At 68.8% G+C, this 15,146-nt stretch carries 10 protein-coding genes; 2 read left to right on the top strand and 8 right to left on the bottom strand.

From position 1 onward, the window contains the following. Positions 1–27 precede the first annotated feature (27 nt). Positions 28–1,020 carry a homoserine dehydrogenase gene (locus tag EXE50_RS11425; protein WP_053770130.1) on the bottom strand — a complete coding sequence of 331 codons (993 nt, stop codon included), beginning with the start codon at positions 1,018–1,020 and terminating at the stop codon, positions 28–30. Further along, positions 1,017–1,640 carry an amino acid-binding protein gene (locus EXE50_RS11420; RefSeq protein WP_053770964.1) on the bottom strand — a complete coding sequence of 208 codons (624 nt, stop codon included), beginning with the start codon at positions 1,638–1,640 and terminating at the stop codon, positions 1,017–1,019. Before EXE50_RS11420 ends, EXE50_RS11425 begins: the two co-directional genes overlap by 4 nt. Before the next feature lie 368 nt (positions 1,641–2,008). Between EXE50_RS11420 and EXE50_RS11415 the strand changes: the two genes are divergently transcribed. Continuing rightward, positions 2,009–2,500: a DUF3592 domain-containing protein gene (locus EXE50_RS11415; protein ID WP_137705138.1), complete on the top strand. Its 492-nt coding sequence runs from the start codon at positions 2,009–2,011 to the stop codon at positions 2,498–2,500. A gap of 73 nt (positions 2,501–2,573) precedes the next feature. Here EXE50_RS11415 and EXE50_RS11410 read toward each other — a convergent pair whose 3' ends face one another. Then, the gene (locus EXE50_RS11410) at positions 2,574–4,763 is read right to left on the bottom strand and encodes an elongation factor EF-2 (protein ID WP_053770132.1); all 2,190 of its coding nucleotides are present in this window, start codon (positions 4,761–4,763) and stop codon (positions 2,574–2,576) included. A gap of 217 nt (positions 4,764–4,980) precedes the next feature. Between EXE50_RS11410 and EXE50_RS11405 the strand changes: the two genes are divergently transcribed. Next, complete coding sequence (locus EXE50_RS11405; RefSeq protein ID WP_053770133.1) at positions 4,981–5,625, top strand: bifunctional 4-hydroxy-2-oxoglutarate aldolase/2-dehydro-3-deoxy-phosphogluconate aldolase; 645 nt, start codon at positions 4,981–4,983, stop codon at positions 5,623–5,625. 210 nt (positions 5,626–5,835) lie between these two features. Here the strand turns inward: EXE50_RS11405 and polC are convergent, their stop codons facing one another. The 5 genes from polC to katG all read right to left on the bottom strand — a co-directional run bounded on the left by polC (position 5,836) and on the right by katG (position 14,840). Then, the gene (polC, locus tag EXE50_RS11400) at positions 5,836–10,932 is read right to left on the bottom strand and encodes a DNA polymerase II large subunit (RefSeq protein ID WP_053770134.1); all 5,097 of its coding nucleotides are present in this window, start codon (positions 10,930–10,932) and stop codon (positions 5,836–5,838) included. 40 nt (positions 10,933–10,972) lie between these two features. Next, complete coding sequence (locus EXE50_RS11395; RefSeq protein ID WP_053770135.1) at positions 10,973–11,392, bottom strand: PPC domain-containing DNA-binding protein; 420 nt, start codon at positions 11,390–11,392, stop codon at positions 10,973–10,975. A gap of 236 nt (positions 11,393–11,628) precedes the next feature. After that, positions 11,629–12,009: an iron-sulfur cluster biogenesis protein NfuA gene (locus tag EXE50_RS11390; RefSeq protein WP_053770136.1), complete on the bottom strand. Its 381-nt coding sequence runs from the start codon at positions 12,007–12,009 to the stop codon at positions 11,629–11,631. A 78-nt stretch (positions 12,010–12,087) separates the two neighbouring features. Then, entirely contained in the window at positions 12,088–12,417 is a 330-nt protein-coding gene (locus EXE50_RS11385) for a DUF5783 family protein (RefSeq protein ID WP_137705137.1), read from the bottom strand. 293 nt (positions 12,418–12,710) lie between these two features. After that, positions 12,711–14,840 (bottom strand): catalase/peroxidase HPI, encoded by a 2,130-nt coding sequence (katG, locus tag EXE50_RS11380; RefSeq protein ID WP_137705136.1) that lies wholly within the window; start codon positions 14,838–14,840, stop codon positions 12,711–12,713. Between the last annotated feature and the right edge of the window lie 306 nt (positions 14,841–15,146).

Genomic DNA, 15,146 nt, shown 5'->3' with positions numbered 1-15,146 from the left:
GGCGACGGGACCGGTGACCGGAGCGGCCTACTCCAACCGGCCGACGTCGCCGAGGACGGCGCTCGCGGTCTCGGGGCCGCCCGCGCCGCGGCCGGAGATGTTGAGCCGGCCGGCGTGGGAGGTCTCGATCTGGACGATGTTCTGGGTGCCGGAGACCGCGAGCGTCCCGTTCTCGGGGACGAGCCGTGGCGCGACGCGGACCGTCTCGCCGGTCGCCTCGCCGATCAGCCGCACCGTCCGCCCGTCCTCGGCCGCGAGCCGGAGCGCGGAGCCGGGCACGTCGCGGATCCCTGACACGTCCGCGTCGTCGAGCGTGAACTCCCGGGCGTCGGCCGGGTCGTCGGCCGCGCCGAAGGACAGCACGTTCGCGAGGATGACGCACTTCAGCGCCGCGTCGGTGCCGTCTACGTCGAAGGAGGGGTCGGCCTCGGCGACGCCGAGGTCCTGCGCCTCCGCGAGCACGTGGTCGTAGTCGAGCCCCTCGGCGGCCATCCGCGTCAGGATGAAGTTCGCCGTGCCGTTGAGCACGCCCCGGACCGCGGTGACGTGGCCCGGCTCGATGTCCTCGACGGTCGAGACCGCTGGGATCGCGCCGCCGACCGTCGCCTCGAACCGGATCTCGCCGTCGCTGTCGTCGACGGCCGCCCGGAGGTCGCCGAACCGCTCCGCGACCGGGCCCTTGTTCGCGAGGACCGCGTGGCGGTCGCGCTCCAGCGCGCGAGTCACGTGCGAGAAGCCGGGCTCCGCGTCGCCGAGCGTCGTCGGCGTCGCCTCGACGAGCACGTCGTAGTCCGCCTCGAGGGCGTCCTCGGGGTCCGCGTCGCCGACGATCCCCCGCTCCGCCTTCCGCGCGACGACCGCGTCGGGGTCGACGCCGGCGGTCCGGCTCCCGGCGCCCGTCCCGTCCGCGACGACCGCCGTCGAGGAGTCCGCGAGCGCGACGACCTCGTGGCCGTGTTCGCCGGCCAGGTCGACGACGGAGCGCCCGACCGCGCCCGCGCCGATGACGGCGAGCCTCACGCGTCCACCCCCGTGAGCGGCTCGACGACGCGGAAGTCCTTCTCCGCCGCCAGCTCGCGGACCGCCGCGAGCGCCGCGTCCGTCTCGCCGGCGCGCGCCTCGAGCCGGAGCCGCGCGCTCGACACCTCCTCGGTGCCCTGCGGGGCCGCGAGCGACACGTCGGCGACCGACGCCGACTCGCAGGCCTCGATCCGCGAGAGGGTGTCGGAGAGGTCGGTGTCGATGAGGTGGCCGAACAGGAGCAGCGTCACCTCCTCGGCGTAGCGCTCCGTGCCCGCCTGCATCACGTTCACGCCCTCGCTGCGGAGCGCGTCGACGATCTCCTGGAACCGCTCGGGGGTCGCCTCGAAGTCGACCTCGACCGGGATCCGCCCGCGGGGCGTCTTGTTCCCGCGCTCGTGGTAGATCGACAGGAGGTTCCCGCCGTTGTCCGCGATCGGGTGGAGCGCGGCGAGCAGCTGGCCGGGCTCGTCGACCAGCTCCAGCCGCACCGTGTGCGTCGAGGGGGCCGCGGCCGCGTGGCCGCCGTCCGGAGAGGCCGGGTCCGCGCTCTCCGCGGCGTCGGTCGCGTCCTCCGCGTCGAGCGCGGCCGCCGGCGTCCCGTCGCGACGGTCGCTCACGGCGCCACCCCCGGCGCGGCGGCGCGCCGGTCCGGACCGCGCGGTCGCGGGCACGCTCCTGTCCCGGGGCCGGAGCAGTCGCTCGGTGGCTCCGTCGCGGTGCGCCAGGGTGGAGTCGTACCCGTCTGCATACCCGAACGGAGTCGGACGATCGGGTATAAGCCTTCGGCGATGGCAGGCGTTGCCTCGCCGCAGCGGGTGCCAACGTACCGCACGGTTCGGGGAGCCCCCACATATTTGACCGACGGGGCTCGACGACTCCGCGTGCGACACCCTCCACGCAGTCCGCCGAGCGTCGTAACGCGGTCCGCCGCGCCGACCCACCACTTCCCGATCCACCGCTCCCCGAACCGAGGTGTGCGCCCCGTATGAGCGACGGCCTGTCCATCGACGGCCCGAAGACGCTGAAGGGCGCGCTGCTCCTGTTGGCGGTCGGGCTCGCGGTCACCGGCTACGGCGCGTACGACTACACGCAGCAGTCCGACGCGGTCGACGACGCCGTCGCGGTCGACGCCGCGATCACCGACGTCGGCGTCGAGTCGACCTCGACCGGGAGCAGTCCGGGCGCCGACTACCGACCGACCGTCCGGTTCACCTACGAGTACGAGGGGACCGAGTACGCGAGCGCCAACGTCTACCCCTCGGCGATCACGTCGAACTACGACACCGAGTCGGCGGCCCGCGAGGTCGTCGCGGCGTACGCCGTCAACGAGTCGACCACCGCCTACGTCGACCCGGCCGATCCGGACGGGGCGTTCCTGAAAGCGCAGACGTCGAACGCGCCGCTGTTCGCGGCCGCGCTCGGGCTGTTGCTCGCCCTCGGCGGCGGGGTGTCGGCCGTCGGGCGGATCCGCGGCTGACGGTCGCGCCGCTGGGGGAATCGAGCGCGGAAAGGAGAATAGAAACCCGACTACCGCGGACCGCGTCGTCGACTCAGAAGTAGTCGATCGACTGCGGCAGCTCCAGCTTCATCCCCTTGCGCTCGCGGATCTCCATGATCTTCTCGCGCTGGAGGTTGTCGACGAGCACGCGGAAGCCCGCGTTCTCGGTGTTCCACGAGGCGCGGCCCTCGGTGGCCGAGCGGATGTCGGAGGAGAACCCGATCATCTCCTCGACGGGCGCGATGCCCTCGACGACCATGAGGTCGCCCTCCTGGTACATGTCGTCGACGCGGCCGCGGCGGCCCTGGATCTCGCCGGACGCCGCGCCCATGTGCTCCGAGGGCACGTCGATCCGGACGTCCTGGATCGGCTCCAGCAGGCGGACCTCGCCGTCGATCAGCGCGCGGTGGACCGCGTCGCGGACCGCCGGGATGACCTGCGCCGGACCGCGGTGGATGGTGTCCTCGTGGAGCTTCGCGTCGTGGAGCCGGAACAGCGACCCCTGGACCGGCTCGGCCGCGAGCGGCCCGTCGTCGAGCGCCTCTTGAAGCCCCTCGAGGACGAGCTCCATCGTCTCGTTGAGGTGCTGAATCCCCTTCGTGTCGTCGATGAGGATGTTGGTCCGGTGGATGTCCTCGACGTTCTGCGAGGTGTCCTTGTCCATGCCGGCCTCCTGCAGCGCCTCGCGGCGCTCCAGTTCGGGCATGTCCATCGAGACCTCGCCGAGCTGGATCGCGTCGACGATGTCCTGCTCGAGCGGCTCGACGGTGATGTAGAACTTGTTGTGGCGGTTCGGCGACTGCCCCTCGACCTCGCGGGACTCCTCCTGGGGCTGCTCGCGGAACACGACGATCGGTTCGCCGGTGATGACCGGGATGCCTTGGTTGTCCTGGATCCGCTGGGTGATCACTTCGAGGTGGAGCTCGCCCTGCCCGCTGATGAGGTGCTCGCCCGTGTCCTCGTTGATCTCGATCTGGATCGTCGGGTCCTCCTTGGCGACCTGCTGGAGCGTCTCGATGAGCTTCGGCAGGTCGTCCATGTTCTGCGCCTCGACGGACTTCGTGATGACCGGCTCGGAGATGTGCTCGATCGACTCGAACGGCGTCATCTCGACCGAGGAGACCGTCGAGCCGGCGATGGCGTCGCGCAGGCCGGTGACCGACGCGATGTTCCCGGCGGGGACGCGATCCACTTCCTCCCGCTCCGACCCCATGAAGAGGCCGACGCTTTGGATGCGGTTCTTGCCCGCAGTACCGGAGACGTACAGCTCCTGGCCCTTCTCAAGCGTGCCGGAGAAGACGCGGCCGGTCGCGATCTCGCCGGCGTGCGGGTCCATCGAGATGTCGGTGACCATGAAGACGACCTCGCCGTCCTCGTCGACGAGCTGCATGCCCTCGGCGAGGTCGGTGTCGGGATCGCCGCGCCAGATGCGCGGGACGCGGCGGGGCTGGGCGTCGACCGGGTTCGGGAAGTGCTCGCAGACCATGTCGAGCACGACGTCCGACAGCGGCGTGCGCTCGTGGAGCTCCTGCCGCTTGTCGTTCCGTTCCAGCTCCATGATGTCGCCGAAGTCCATGCCGGTCCGCTGCATCGAGGGCATCGAGACGCCCCACTTGTACAGCGCGGAGCCGAATCCGACCGTGCCGTCCTCGACGGAGACGGTCCAGTCGTCGGGGATGTCGTCCATGTTCTCGGCCATCCCGCGGATGAGCTCGTTGACGTCGGCGATGACGGACATCAGCCGTTCCTGCATCTCCTGGGGCCCCTCCTGGAGCTCGGAGATGAGGCGGTCGACCTTGTTGATGAACAGCGTCGGCTTCACGCCCTCGCGGAGCGCCTGCCGGAGCACCGTCTCCGTCTGGGGCATCGCGCCCTCGACGGCGTCGACGACCACTAAGGCGCCGTCGACCGCGCGCATCGCGCGGGTGACGTCGCCCCCGAAGTCGACGTGGCCCGGGGTGTCGATGAGGTTGATGAGGTGGTTGGTGTCCTCGTACTCGTGGGTCATCGAGACGTTCGCCGCGTCGATGGTGATGCCGCGCTCCTGCTCGTCCTCCTTCGTGTCCATCGCGAGCTGCTCGCCCGCGGTGTCCTGGGAGATCATGCCGGCGCCCGCCAGCAGGTTGTCGGAGAGCGTCGTCTTCCCGTGGTCGACGTGGGCGGCGATGGCGATGTTCCGGATGTGCTCCGGGTTGTCCATCAGCCGCTCACATTCCTGAACGATCTTCTTGCGTCGGCCCATTATACCGACTGTTACCGAAAGCAGGGTCAAAAGGGTAGTGTTTCGTCGCGGCCGTTTCGCGGCCGAGTACCCCCGATCGCTGCCGATTTCGTGTCGACCGGTGTCACGGAGGGGCCGCGGAGCGACGCCCCGTCGCGACCGGACGGGTCGCCCGCGTCGGCGGCAGCGCCCGCGGGCATCGGCGCGGTTTTAAGTACCGACTCGGGAAACGGAGAGTATGAGCGAGACGCTCTCACGGCTCGTCGACAGCGGCGTCGTCGCGGTGCTGCGCGGCGTGCCCGCCGACCAGCTCATCGAGATCGCCGAGGCGCTGCGCGAGGGCGGGGTCACCGCCGTCGAGATCACCGCCGACACGCCGGACGTCGCCGACCTCATCGGCGAGGTCGCCGGCTCCTTCGACGACGAGGTCGTCGTCGGCACGGGGACGGTCCTCGACAGCGAGACCGCGCGGGCCACGCTGATGGCGGGCGCCGAGTTCGTCGTCTCGCCCAGCCTCCACGAGGACGTCATCGAGACGTGCAACCGCTACGGCGCCGTCACCGCGCCGGGCGTGATGACCCCGACCGAGGCGGTCCGGGGCTACGAGGCCGGCGCGGACTTCGTGAAGGTGTTCCCGGCGAAGACCGTCGGCCCGGACCACCTCGGCGCGATGAAGGGACCGCTCGGCCAGATCCCGATGATGCCGACCGGCGGCGTGAGCCCCGACAACGCGGCGGAGTACATCGACGCGGGCGCGTTCGCGGTCGGCGCGGGCGGCGCGCTCGTCGACTACGAGGCCGCCGAGCGCGGCGACTACGAGACCATCACCGAGACCGCCCGCGAGTTCACGCGGGTCGTCGAGGAGGCGCGCGACGACGACTGACCGCTCGGTCCGCACGGTCCTGCCACCGCGTGCCACAGATTCAATAGCGTGGAGACATAACGCGCGATCGGCTTCCGGCCGGCCGACGAGAGGCACGGGCTGGAAGTCGCTCGCAACACGCTGTCGGTATACCCAACCACGCTCGCCGTTTCCTCCCCGCCCGGGGAGGTCGACCCCGTCGTCGCGGAACAGGACGCGACGGCGGGGTCGTCACATGAAGTCCGCGATCCCGGACTGCTTGTTCGTGTCGTCCTCGAATATCGACTCCAGCGACCCCTCTAACACCTTCAGCCGCTGTTTCGTGTAGGGCCGGCAGTCGAACCGCTCGGCCACCTCGATGGCGGTGTCGACGTACTTGCTCACCGACCCCTCGTGGACCGTGAGGTTCACCCGGCCGCCGCACTCGCGGCAGTCCCCGGTCAGCGGCATTCGGCGGTACTTCTCGCCGCAGTCGAGACAGCGCGTCTCCTGCCGCGAGAACGCGCGGAGGTTGCCGATGATGTCCGGCAGGAAGTGGTACTCGATGACGCGCTCGGCCACGTCGGTCTCGTCGACCGCGCGGAGCTTCCGAGCCAGCTCCAGCTGCGCGTCCATCTTCTCCATCATGTCGCCGAGCGTCTTGTACGCCGAGAGGTCCGGGCCCATCGCGATGTCCGTCGTGTCGTGGGTGTGGTCGAACCCGTGGTACTCGTCGTCGGTCCCGAGCGTGTCCTCGCCGATCCGGATCAGCTCCTCGACCGCCTCCGGGTCGGCCAGCTCGCGCGACGCCTCGTACAGCTCCAGCGGGTACTCCCGCACGATGTCGACGTTGTGCGCCTCGTCGTCGATCTCCGAGGGGTCGATTCGCGAAGACATCACTAAGGGTGCATCCATCCGCCCGCCGCGTTGGTCTGGTAAGAAAGTTTTGGAAAAATTAAGTAAACCGTCCATGAGCAGCATTACGCAATCCTCGTCTCCATCGCACTGATCGACCGACAGATCGTTCGCGACGAGTGAATGCGTGTCCTCAACGGTGAGACAGTACACGTGGTCGACGTCGCTCTCGACAGCCTCGACCTCAGCGACGTCTTCGACGAGATACTCGCCGGACCCGCCGTCAGACGCTTTTCGCGCGTACGGTTCGACGGACGAGACGTTCTCAGTCAATCGGTCCTGCTTCCGGGAGAGGTGGAATCCGGCGATTTCGGAGAATCGAACGGCGTCGTGTGACGAGACACTGAGGACGTACGTCTGTGCGGTCATCCGCGTGTCGCTGTCGTCGTAGAATTCGGGGAACTTATCACGGAGCTGAACCCGCTCGGGTCGGTCGACGCTCGCGTGGACTTCGAGCCGCCGCAGAAGGCCGAGCAAGTCTTCGCGAAGCTCTTCGCTGACCGTCGTTGCCGTGATTCGGAGCGATCCGTCGTCGACGCTGCCGTCGCCGCTGAAGTATCCGCTCAGATACGCACCGATGATCTCGTCGGATACGTCGAATATTTGATCGGGGACGCGCTTCGTGTGTGCGTACACGCCGGAGTCGAGCACCGAGTCGAAGAACGCACGCAACAGGCGACCGGAGACGGTCACTTTCGCGTGGTTCTCTTCGTACGGGTCGACCCCGAACTCCTCCCGCAGAACGTCGAGGAAGAACTCCCTCGCTTCCGTTTCCGTCCCGCAGATCGTTGTCTGGTGGATCGTCCCCTTCGGCGTCTCCTGCTCGCGGGCGAACCCCTCCGCCGCGTAGTACCCGAGCAGCGTCGCGACGCGCTCGTTGAGATCGACGAACCGATCGATCTCCGTGCGATCGCGTTTCATTCCGAGCGAGACGTCGTCCGGAACGAAGGCGAGCATCTCGTCGAGCGAGGAGAAGCACCGCAGGAGATACGACACGGGGAAGCTCTCTCTGTACAGGTAGTTACTCAGCGTCTTCTTGTTCGTCCCGAAGACCTCCGTCATGCTCTGGAGCGGGTAGAATCCCCCCTCCCAGTCGTCGGCGAACGCGTCCTCGAAGAGCTCGTACAGGCGGTCCTTGTCCAGCCCTTTGATCATGAGACGGTCGGTCGGAACCGCGTCGGACCGAATAAATTCGGCGAGCAAATCGAACCGGCGTGAGTCGCGGTCGACGTCGTCGACCCCGACCGAATCGGGAATTACGAGTCTGTCGTCCGCGTCGATTTCCCGCGCTTCCTTGCCGGCGACTGCGTCCCGTTCGCCGTCGTACACGTGGACACCGTGGTCAGGAGTGACGGTTATCGATCTGCCGGATTCGGTCCGGACTCGGACGAGGTGGTCCGGTGCGTCGTGCTTGCTGACCGCCTCTACCGGACGAGAGACGCGATCTCCGTCCGCGGTCAGCGACGGAACGCGCAGGTCGCCGTCGACATGTTCCAGTTCGCCGACGGCCGTTCCGAAGTCGTCGAACTCGACCTCAGACCGATCGAGGTACCTCTCGACGAACGCTTCGATTTCGTCGTATCGTAGCTGACCGGTCTCGTCCTCGTACCAGAGTTTCGTCTCCGGGTGGAAGCAGTTCCGCCGCTTGGCGGCGTGGAAGTACGGATGAGCGTATCCCACCGCGGCCGATGTGAATCCTACCACTCTACCGACAGTTGCCGCGCTCGTGTGGGGCGCCATCCCGAAGACGAGCTCGCCGACGAGGTCGTCGCGCTCGTTGACCTCGTAGAAGCGGTCGAGCCCGTAGAACTGTTCGAGCAGGTCGTCGACGAAGTCGGCGGTCTTCAGCATGTGCTCGGCCGCGCCGTCGGAGAGGACGATGTCCTGGACCCGGAGCTCGACCACCTGGTCGTCGTGGCGGAGGGGCTCGCCGTCGATGTCGGTCTCGTACCCGAGTTCGCGGAAGTGGTCCGCGGTGACGTCGAGCTCCTCGGGCCGGACCGCGGTGACCGGGAGGTCGGTCATGTCGTACCGGACCGTCCCGTCCTTGAACGACGTGACGCCGTTCTTCGCGCGGAGGACCCCCTTCTCGATCGGCTCGGGCGTCTTGTTCCGCGAGGTGAGCCCCTGGACCCCCTTCAGGATCTCGAAGGCGGACTCGCGCTCGCCGACCCGCTCCAGCGCGGAGCGGTACGCGTCGTTGACGTCGACCTCTTGATAGCTCGCGGCCGTCACCTCCCACTCGCAGTTCGGGCACTCGACGCGGCCGGCCTCGTCCGGCTCGCAGACGGTGCCGCAGTCGTTACACTCGTAGTGCGGCTCGGTGTGCGTCTCGCAGTCGGGACAGAGCGCGGCGTAGGTGTGCTCGCCGCAGTCGGGGCAGACGCGGTCGGAGACCTCCAGTTCGTGCCGCCCGCGGCGGCCGGTGTCGTCCATGACGCCCGCGGCCTCCGCTACGTCGCGCTGCGGGCCCCCCGCCTCGTTGATCGGGAAGAGCGTGTGGACCGCGGGCGAGAGGTCGCGGCTCTCGGACTTCTCCGGCCGACCCATCCGGTTGCCGATCCGGGTCGGCGCGCGCTCGCGGACCTCGAACGGGGCGACCTCGTTGACCGCGCGAATCGCGTTCTCGCCGTCGGCGTACTCGCGGGCCGCCGCCGAGAGGTCGTCCGCGTCCCACTCCCTGCGGAGGCCGTCGTCGATCCCGAGCGACCGCGCGAGCGGGCGCCACGTCGGGATCCGGAGCGCGTCGGGAGTCGCGGCGTGTTCGACCAGCAGCGACTCCAGGGCGTCCCGGACCGGCTCGGTGCGCTCGATCGCGAGGACGCCGTCGGCGACCTCGCCGGCGGCGACGGCGTCGGCCAGCGCCGCGAACGCGTCGACCGAGACGTCGTGCCAGAGGTAGGTGTACTCGGGGTGGAGCGGGCAGTCGTACTCGCGAGCCCACGCGAGCGCCCGGTCGACGCCCGGGTGTTCTAAGTCGACGTGCGGGTCGTCGCCCATGGCCTGTACGTCGGCGCCGGCCGCCTCGAACTCCTGGACCCACCACTCGGGGGCGTACGACGCGGGCGCGAGCGGGTGGTTGTTCTCGACGAACTCCCCGTAGTTGACGAGGTACTCGCCCAGGTCGAGCACCTTCTCGACCCCGTTGCTGACCGCCTTCGCCTCCTCGGGGTCGTCGATCCGCCGCACCTCGCCGTTCGCCAGGCGGACCGTCGGCCCCTCGATGGAGTCGACGGGGACGACGCCGTGGGCCTTCCCGGGCCGCTCCGTCTTGATCTGCGTGCCCGCCGCGAGGAAGTCGTCGACGATGTGCATGGTCGCCGGGTGGACGCCGCCGGTCGCGAACCCGTGGTTGCGCGCGCGACCGTACCGGAGGCGGAAGCCGCCCGCCTCGCTCGGGTGCGTGAAGACGGGGCGGCCCGCGATCAGGTCCCGGAGGAACTTCTGGGAGGGGTCGGCGCGGGGCGGGCCGTCGGGCGAGTCGTCGGCCGCGGGGTCGGCCGCCGGCTCGTCGGGTTCCCCGTCGGCGTCGTCGCCGTCCTCGTCCGCGTCGCCCTCGGACGCCGGCGCGTCGCCGTCGCCCGCGCCGTCCTTCCCGATCGTCCCGTCGATCAGGTCCTGGAGCCACGGCCAGTCGACCTCGTCGAGGTTCCGGGTGTACCGCTGGATCTTCGGGGCCTTCAGCGCGATCCCCTCGGCGGCGACGAGACACATCCCGCCGCGCGCGGAGTTGGTGTCGACCCGTTCGAGGTCGCGGAAGCCCGAGACCTCCTCGTCGCTCGTCGCCTCCCCGTCGAGCATGACGGGGATGTGCTTCGCGATGAACTTCGACTCCTTGTCCTTCGGGGTGTACTGGAGCCCGGTCTCCTTGTCGTATAAGGCGATCTCCTCGGCGTAGCGCTCGACCTCAACGTCGCGGGGCTTGTACTCGTCGACGTCGAGCAGCGACCGGGCGTAGTCGGCGACGAGCACCGACAGCGCCTGGGCGGTCCCGCCCGCCGAGCGGATCGGGCCCGCGTAGTAGACGTTGACGAACTCAGTGCCGTCGTCGTTCTCCAGCAGCTCCACGCGGTCGATCCCCTCGATCGGCGCGGCGACGACGCCCTCGGTGAGCAGCGCGACGGCGGTCCGGACGGCGCCCTCGATCTTCCCCTCGCGGGAGTCGTAGTCGCCGACGTTCCCGTCGACGAAGTCGGTGACCAGCTCCAGCGCCGCCTCCTCGCGGGACATCTCGCCCTCCAGCTCGCGGACGCGCTCCGCGACGCCGTCGATCCCGAGGATGTTCTCGACGCGGTCCGCCATGTCGCGGGCGACCGGGATCTCGATCTCGGGCTCCGGGTCGCGGCCCTGCTCTTTGGCCGTCTCGGCCACGTCCCACGCCTCGTCGAGGCGCTCCTCGATCCGCGCGAAGTAGCGCTCGTCGTCCGGTCTCATCGCGGCTCGGTCGCGGGGGAGACGCGGTGCGCTCGGCGGGTCACAGCCACAGGTCCAAGTCGGTGGCCTCGTCGTGCGAGCGCTCCAGCGGCTCGGCGAACGCGCGCAGGTGGCACTCGCCCGCCCAGACGGTCGCCGAGTCGAGGTGCCCCGCGAGGGCCTGCCCGCTCGGGCGCGAGAGCACCGCGTGGGTGTGGGCGAACACGTCCCCCTCCAGAAGCGAGACGTTGCCCACGCAGGCGGCCACCTCCAGCGGCTCGTCGAACGTCACCGACCGGTACTCGGTCTCCTCCTGGTCGTAGAACCAGACGTCCGCGTCCTGGACCGCGCCGAGCGCCGTGAACCAGCCGGCCTCAACGTCCTCCTCGCGGGCGAGGGCCTCTATCTCCTCGCGCCAGTCGGCGCCGGTCTCGAACCGCGCGACGTACTCCGCCGTGGGTTCGACCTCGCGATGGTACATAGCGATTCCCCACGGCTGCCGGGGAGAAAAAGGCTTCAGTCGGACTGAGATCGGGGCGGCGTACGAATTTGATATAGCGCCATAAGATTTACTCCGGGATCCGGTTCGATAACCGTATCCCACGGATTCAGCTCCGAGGAGGCCGCTTCCGTGCGAAATCGGCTACTGGGCGGTGGACGGCGATGCGACTCGGGAGTCGGAGAGAAAGGGAGAGAGAAACCGTCGGTCGAACCGATTCAGAACGGGGCCTGCGGGCCTTCGTCGTCGCCGCCGTCGTCGTCGGTCGTCTCGCCGGGGAAGGAAGGAGACATCCCGCCGCTGCTGGTCCCGCCGAGGTCGCCGTCGGCGCCGGCCGCCGCGCCGGTGTCCGCGTGGACCGTCTCGATCTCGGGGATCTCCTTGACCATCCGGGACTTGATCGCCTGGATCGTCATCGGCGAGATGCCGCAGCCGGAACAGGCGCCGCCGAGCTGGACCGTCACCTCGCCCTTCTCGCGGTCGAGGTGGGCGATGGCGGCGCTCCCGCCGTGCATCTGGATCTGCGGGAAGTTACGCCGCAGGAAGTTCGTGATCCGCTCGCGGAGCTCGTTTTCCGCGTCAGTCGTGTCCGTGCTCATGCCCGCGAGTTGGCGGGCGGCGGGCTTATGCCTTTGGTTCGGCCGGATCCGGGCGCGACGCGGACCCCTCACGGTTGGTCACTCCGGGCGGTCGACGCCCAGCGTCCGGTACAGCTCGGACTCGATCCGCTCGACGTACTCGTCGAGCGTCTCCTCGAACGTCTCGTCGTCGACCGCGACGGCGCCGCGGATGCGCTCGCGGGGGCTCTCCGGGAGTTCGACGCGGAACTCGCCGTCCTCGTAGAACGGCTCCGACTCGTTGAGCACGGTCTGGTCGATGCCGTGGATCAGCTCCGAGTCGTGCCGGTCGTTCATCTGGTTGAACGCGTTCTTGTACGCCCGCTGGAGCTCCTGGAAGTAGTTCGCGTACTTGTCTTCGAACTTCTCCGGGTCGAACTCGTCGGCCATGTCGCGAACGAGGGCCCGGCGGGAAAAAAGGCGGTCGATCGCCGCCGAGACGCCGGTTCGGGCCGGGAAATCGGGCCTGCGGTCGAACGGGAGATTCGGCCGTCGGCGCAGTAGTAAATCACATGTCGCGATATAGAATTCGTTGCGCACGGCGATAGCCGGAAAGCCAGCCGTCCGTTACAAGCCGAGGGTTCGGCAGGTGAGAGGGTCGATTCGGGCCGCGTCGGCGAGGAAGAGCCGGAGCTACCGGAACCGCGCTGCGAGACCGAAAAAATCCGACTGCGACGGGGGCGTTACTCGAGGTCGAAGCGGTCGAGCGTCATGACCTCGCTCCAGACCGCGACGAAGTCCTCGACGAACTTCTCCTCGTCGCTGGCGTACACGTCGGCGATGGTGCGGAGCCGCGCGTTCGAGCCGAAGATGAGGTCCGCGCGCGTCGCCTCCCACGCGACCTCGCCGGTGTCGCGGTCGCGGACCTCGTAGACGTCCTCGGCGTCGGTCACCTCGTCCCACTCGTACGCCATGTCGAGCAGGTTCACGAAGAACTCGTTCGTCAGCGTCCCGGGCTCGTCGGTGAACGCCGTGCGGTCGCCGTAGGTCGCGCCGAGCGTTCGCAGCCCGCCGGCCAGCACGGTCATCTCGCTGGCGCTCAGGTTCAGCAGGTCGGCCTTGTCGACCATGAGGTCCTCGACGTCCTCGTCGGTGTCGCCGAGGTAGTTGCGGAACCCGTCGGCCTTCGGCTTGAGCGCCTCGAACGACTCCTCGTCGGTCTGCTCGGCGGTGGCGTCGACGCGACCGGGCTCGAACGGCACCTCGACGTCGTAGCCCGCGTCGGCCGCGGCCTGCTCGACGGCCGCGGTCCCGCCCAGCACGATGAGGTCGGCGAGCGAGACGCGCACGTCGTCGGAGCGCGACTCGTTGAACTCGGCCTGTACGTCTTCGAGCGTCGAGAGGACGTCGGCGAGCCGTTCGGGCTCGTTGGCCTCCCAGCTCCGCTGCGGTTCGAGGCGGATGCGGGCGCCGTTGGCGCCGCCCCGCTTGTCGCTGTCGCGGTAGGTGGACGCCGCCGCCCACGCGGTCTTGACGAGCTCGCCGGTCGAGAGGCCGGAGTCGAGGAGGGCGCCCTTGAGGTCGCCGACCGCCGCGTCGCCGATCGGTTCGTAGTCGGCGTCCGGCAGCGGGTCCTGCCAGATCATCGTCTCCTCCGGGACCTCGGGGCCGAGGAACCGCTCCGGCGGGCCCATGTCGCGGTGGATGAGCTTGTACCACGCCTTCGCGAACGTCTCCTGGAACTCGTCGGGGTCGTCGCGGAACTCCTCGAGGACGGCCCGGAAGTCGTCGTCGTGTTTCAGGGCGACGTCCGTCGTGAGCATCATGACGTCCTCCTTGTCGTCGGGGTCCGCGACGCCCGGGGCGGCGTCGTCGAGCTCGTCGTTCTTCGTGGTCCACTGCCACGCGCCGCCGGGACCCTTCTCCGGCTCCCACTCGTACTCGAGCAGGTTGTCGACGTAACTCGTGTCCCAGACGGTCGGAGTGGCGTTCCACGGACCCTCGATGCCGCTCGTGATCGTGTCGGGGCCCATCCCCTCGCCGAACTCGTTGTCCCAGCCGAGGCCCTGGAGGTCGATGGGGGCGTCCTCGGGCTCCGGACCGAGGTTGTCGCCGTCGTCGGCGCCGTGGACCTTCCCGAAGGTGTGGCCGCCGGCGATGAGCGCGACGGTCTCTTTGTCGTTCATCGCCATCCGACTGAACGACTGGCGGATGTTCTTCGCCGAGCCCTCAAGGTCGGGCTCGCCGTTCGGCCCCTCGGGGTTGACGTAGATGAGGCCCATCACGGTGTTCCCGAGCGGGGCCTTGAGGTCGCCGTCCTCGTCGAACCGGTCGGGGGAGGTGGCCTCGAACTCGCTCTCGGGGCCCCAGTCGACGGCGTCGTCGCCGCGGAAGTCGTCCGCGCGGCCGCCCGCGAAGCCGAACGTCTCGAAGCCCATCGACTCCAGCGCGACGTTGCCGGCGAGCACGATGAGGTCGGCCCACGAGAGCTTCTCGCCGTACTTCGTCTTGACCGGCTCCAGCAGCCGCCGGGCCTTGTCGAGGTTCACGTTGTCCGGCCAGCTGCTGATCGGCGGGAGCCGCTGGTGTCCGCCGGCGGCGCCGCCGCGCCCGTCGAGCGAGCGGTACGTGCCGGCGCTGTGCCACGCCATCCGGATGAACAGCGGGCCGTAGTGCCCGTAGTCGGCGGGCCACCACTCCTTCGAGTCGGTCATCACGTCTTCGAGGTCGGACTTGACCTCGTCGAGGTCGAGCTCCTCGAACGCCGCCGCGTAGTCGAACTCCTCGTCGTACGGACCGATATCGGCGGCGTTCTGGTCGAGCAGTTCCAGATCCAGCTGATCCGGCCACCACTCTTTGGTGTTACCAGCCATCAAAAAACGGTCGCTCCTCTTCGCAGATAATATTGTCTAATTCTGTGAGGGAAACATCGTTATAACGGAGGGTTTCTATCGAAATAATGAAGTTCTATTTGCGGATCCACGAATTCCCCGTCGGAGACCGTAGCGGCGCTCCGAGGGGTTTACCGCTCGGAGAGGCCCGCTGCCGGCGCATATCTGTCAGAATTCCGGTAATCCGACGGGTGTGAGCGAGAGTAACACGCGAGGGTCCGGCGGTCATCAGTACGCCTCGTCGGGAGACCTCCGCGGGACGGGACCGGGGTCACGCGTGACGGGGAG

Source organism: Halorubrum sp. ARQ200, assembly GCF_005435115.1.
Lineage (GTDB): Archaea > Halobacteriota > Halobacteria > Halobacteriales > Haloferacaceae > Halorubrum > Halorubrum tropicale.
Note: the sequence above shows the minus strand (reverse complement) of the source record. Positions and strands in the feature narration are given on the sequence as shown.

Bases quoted from the DNA above. Each gene is read 5' to 3' on its own strand.
- EXE50_RS11415 (WP_137705138.1), top strand. From the start codon at position 2,009: ATGAGCGACGGCCTGTCCATCGACGGCCCGAAGACGCTGAAGGGCGCG.
- EXE50_RS11410 (WP_053770132.1), bottom strand. From the start codon at position 4,763: ATGGGCCGACGCAAGAAGATCGTTCAGGAATGTGAGCGGCTGATGGAC.
- EXE50_RS11405 (WP_053770133.1), top strand. From the start codon at position 4,981: ATGAGCGAGACGCTCTCACGGCTCGTCGACAGCGGCGTCGTCGCGGTG.
- polC (WP_053770134.1), bottom strand. From the start codon at position 10,932: ATGAGACCGGACGACGAGCGCTACTTCGCGCGGATCGAGGAGCGCCTC.
- EXE50_RS11395 (WP_053770135.1), bottom strand. From the start codon at position 11,392: ATGTACCATCGCGAGGTCGAACCCACGGCGGAGTACGTCGCGCGGTTC.
- EXE50_RS11390 (WP_053770136.1), bottom strand. From the start codon at position 12,009: ATGAGCACGGACACGACTGACGCGGAAAACGAGCTCCGCGAGCGGATC.
- EXE50_RS11385 (WP_137705137.1), bottom strand. From the start codon at position 12,417: ATGGCCGACGAGTTCGACCCGGAGAAGTTCGAAGACAAGTACGCGAAC.
- katG (WP_137705136.1), bottom strand. From the start codon at position 14,840: ATGGCTGGTAACACCAAAGAGTGGTGGCCGGATCAGCTGGATCTGGAA.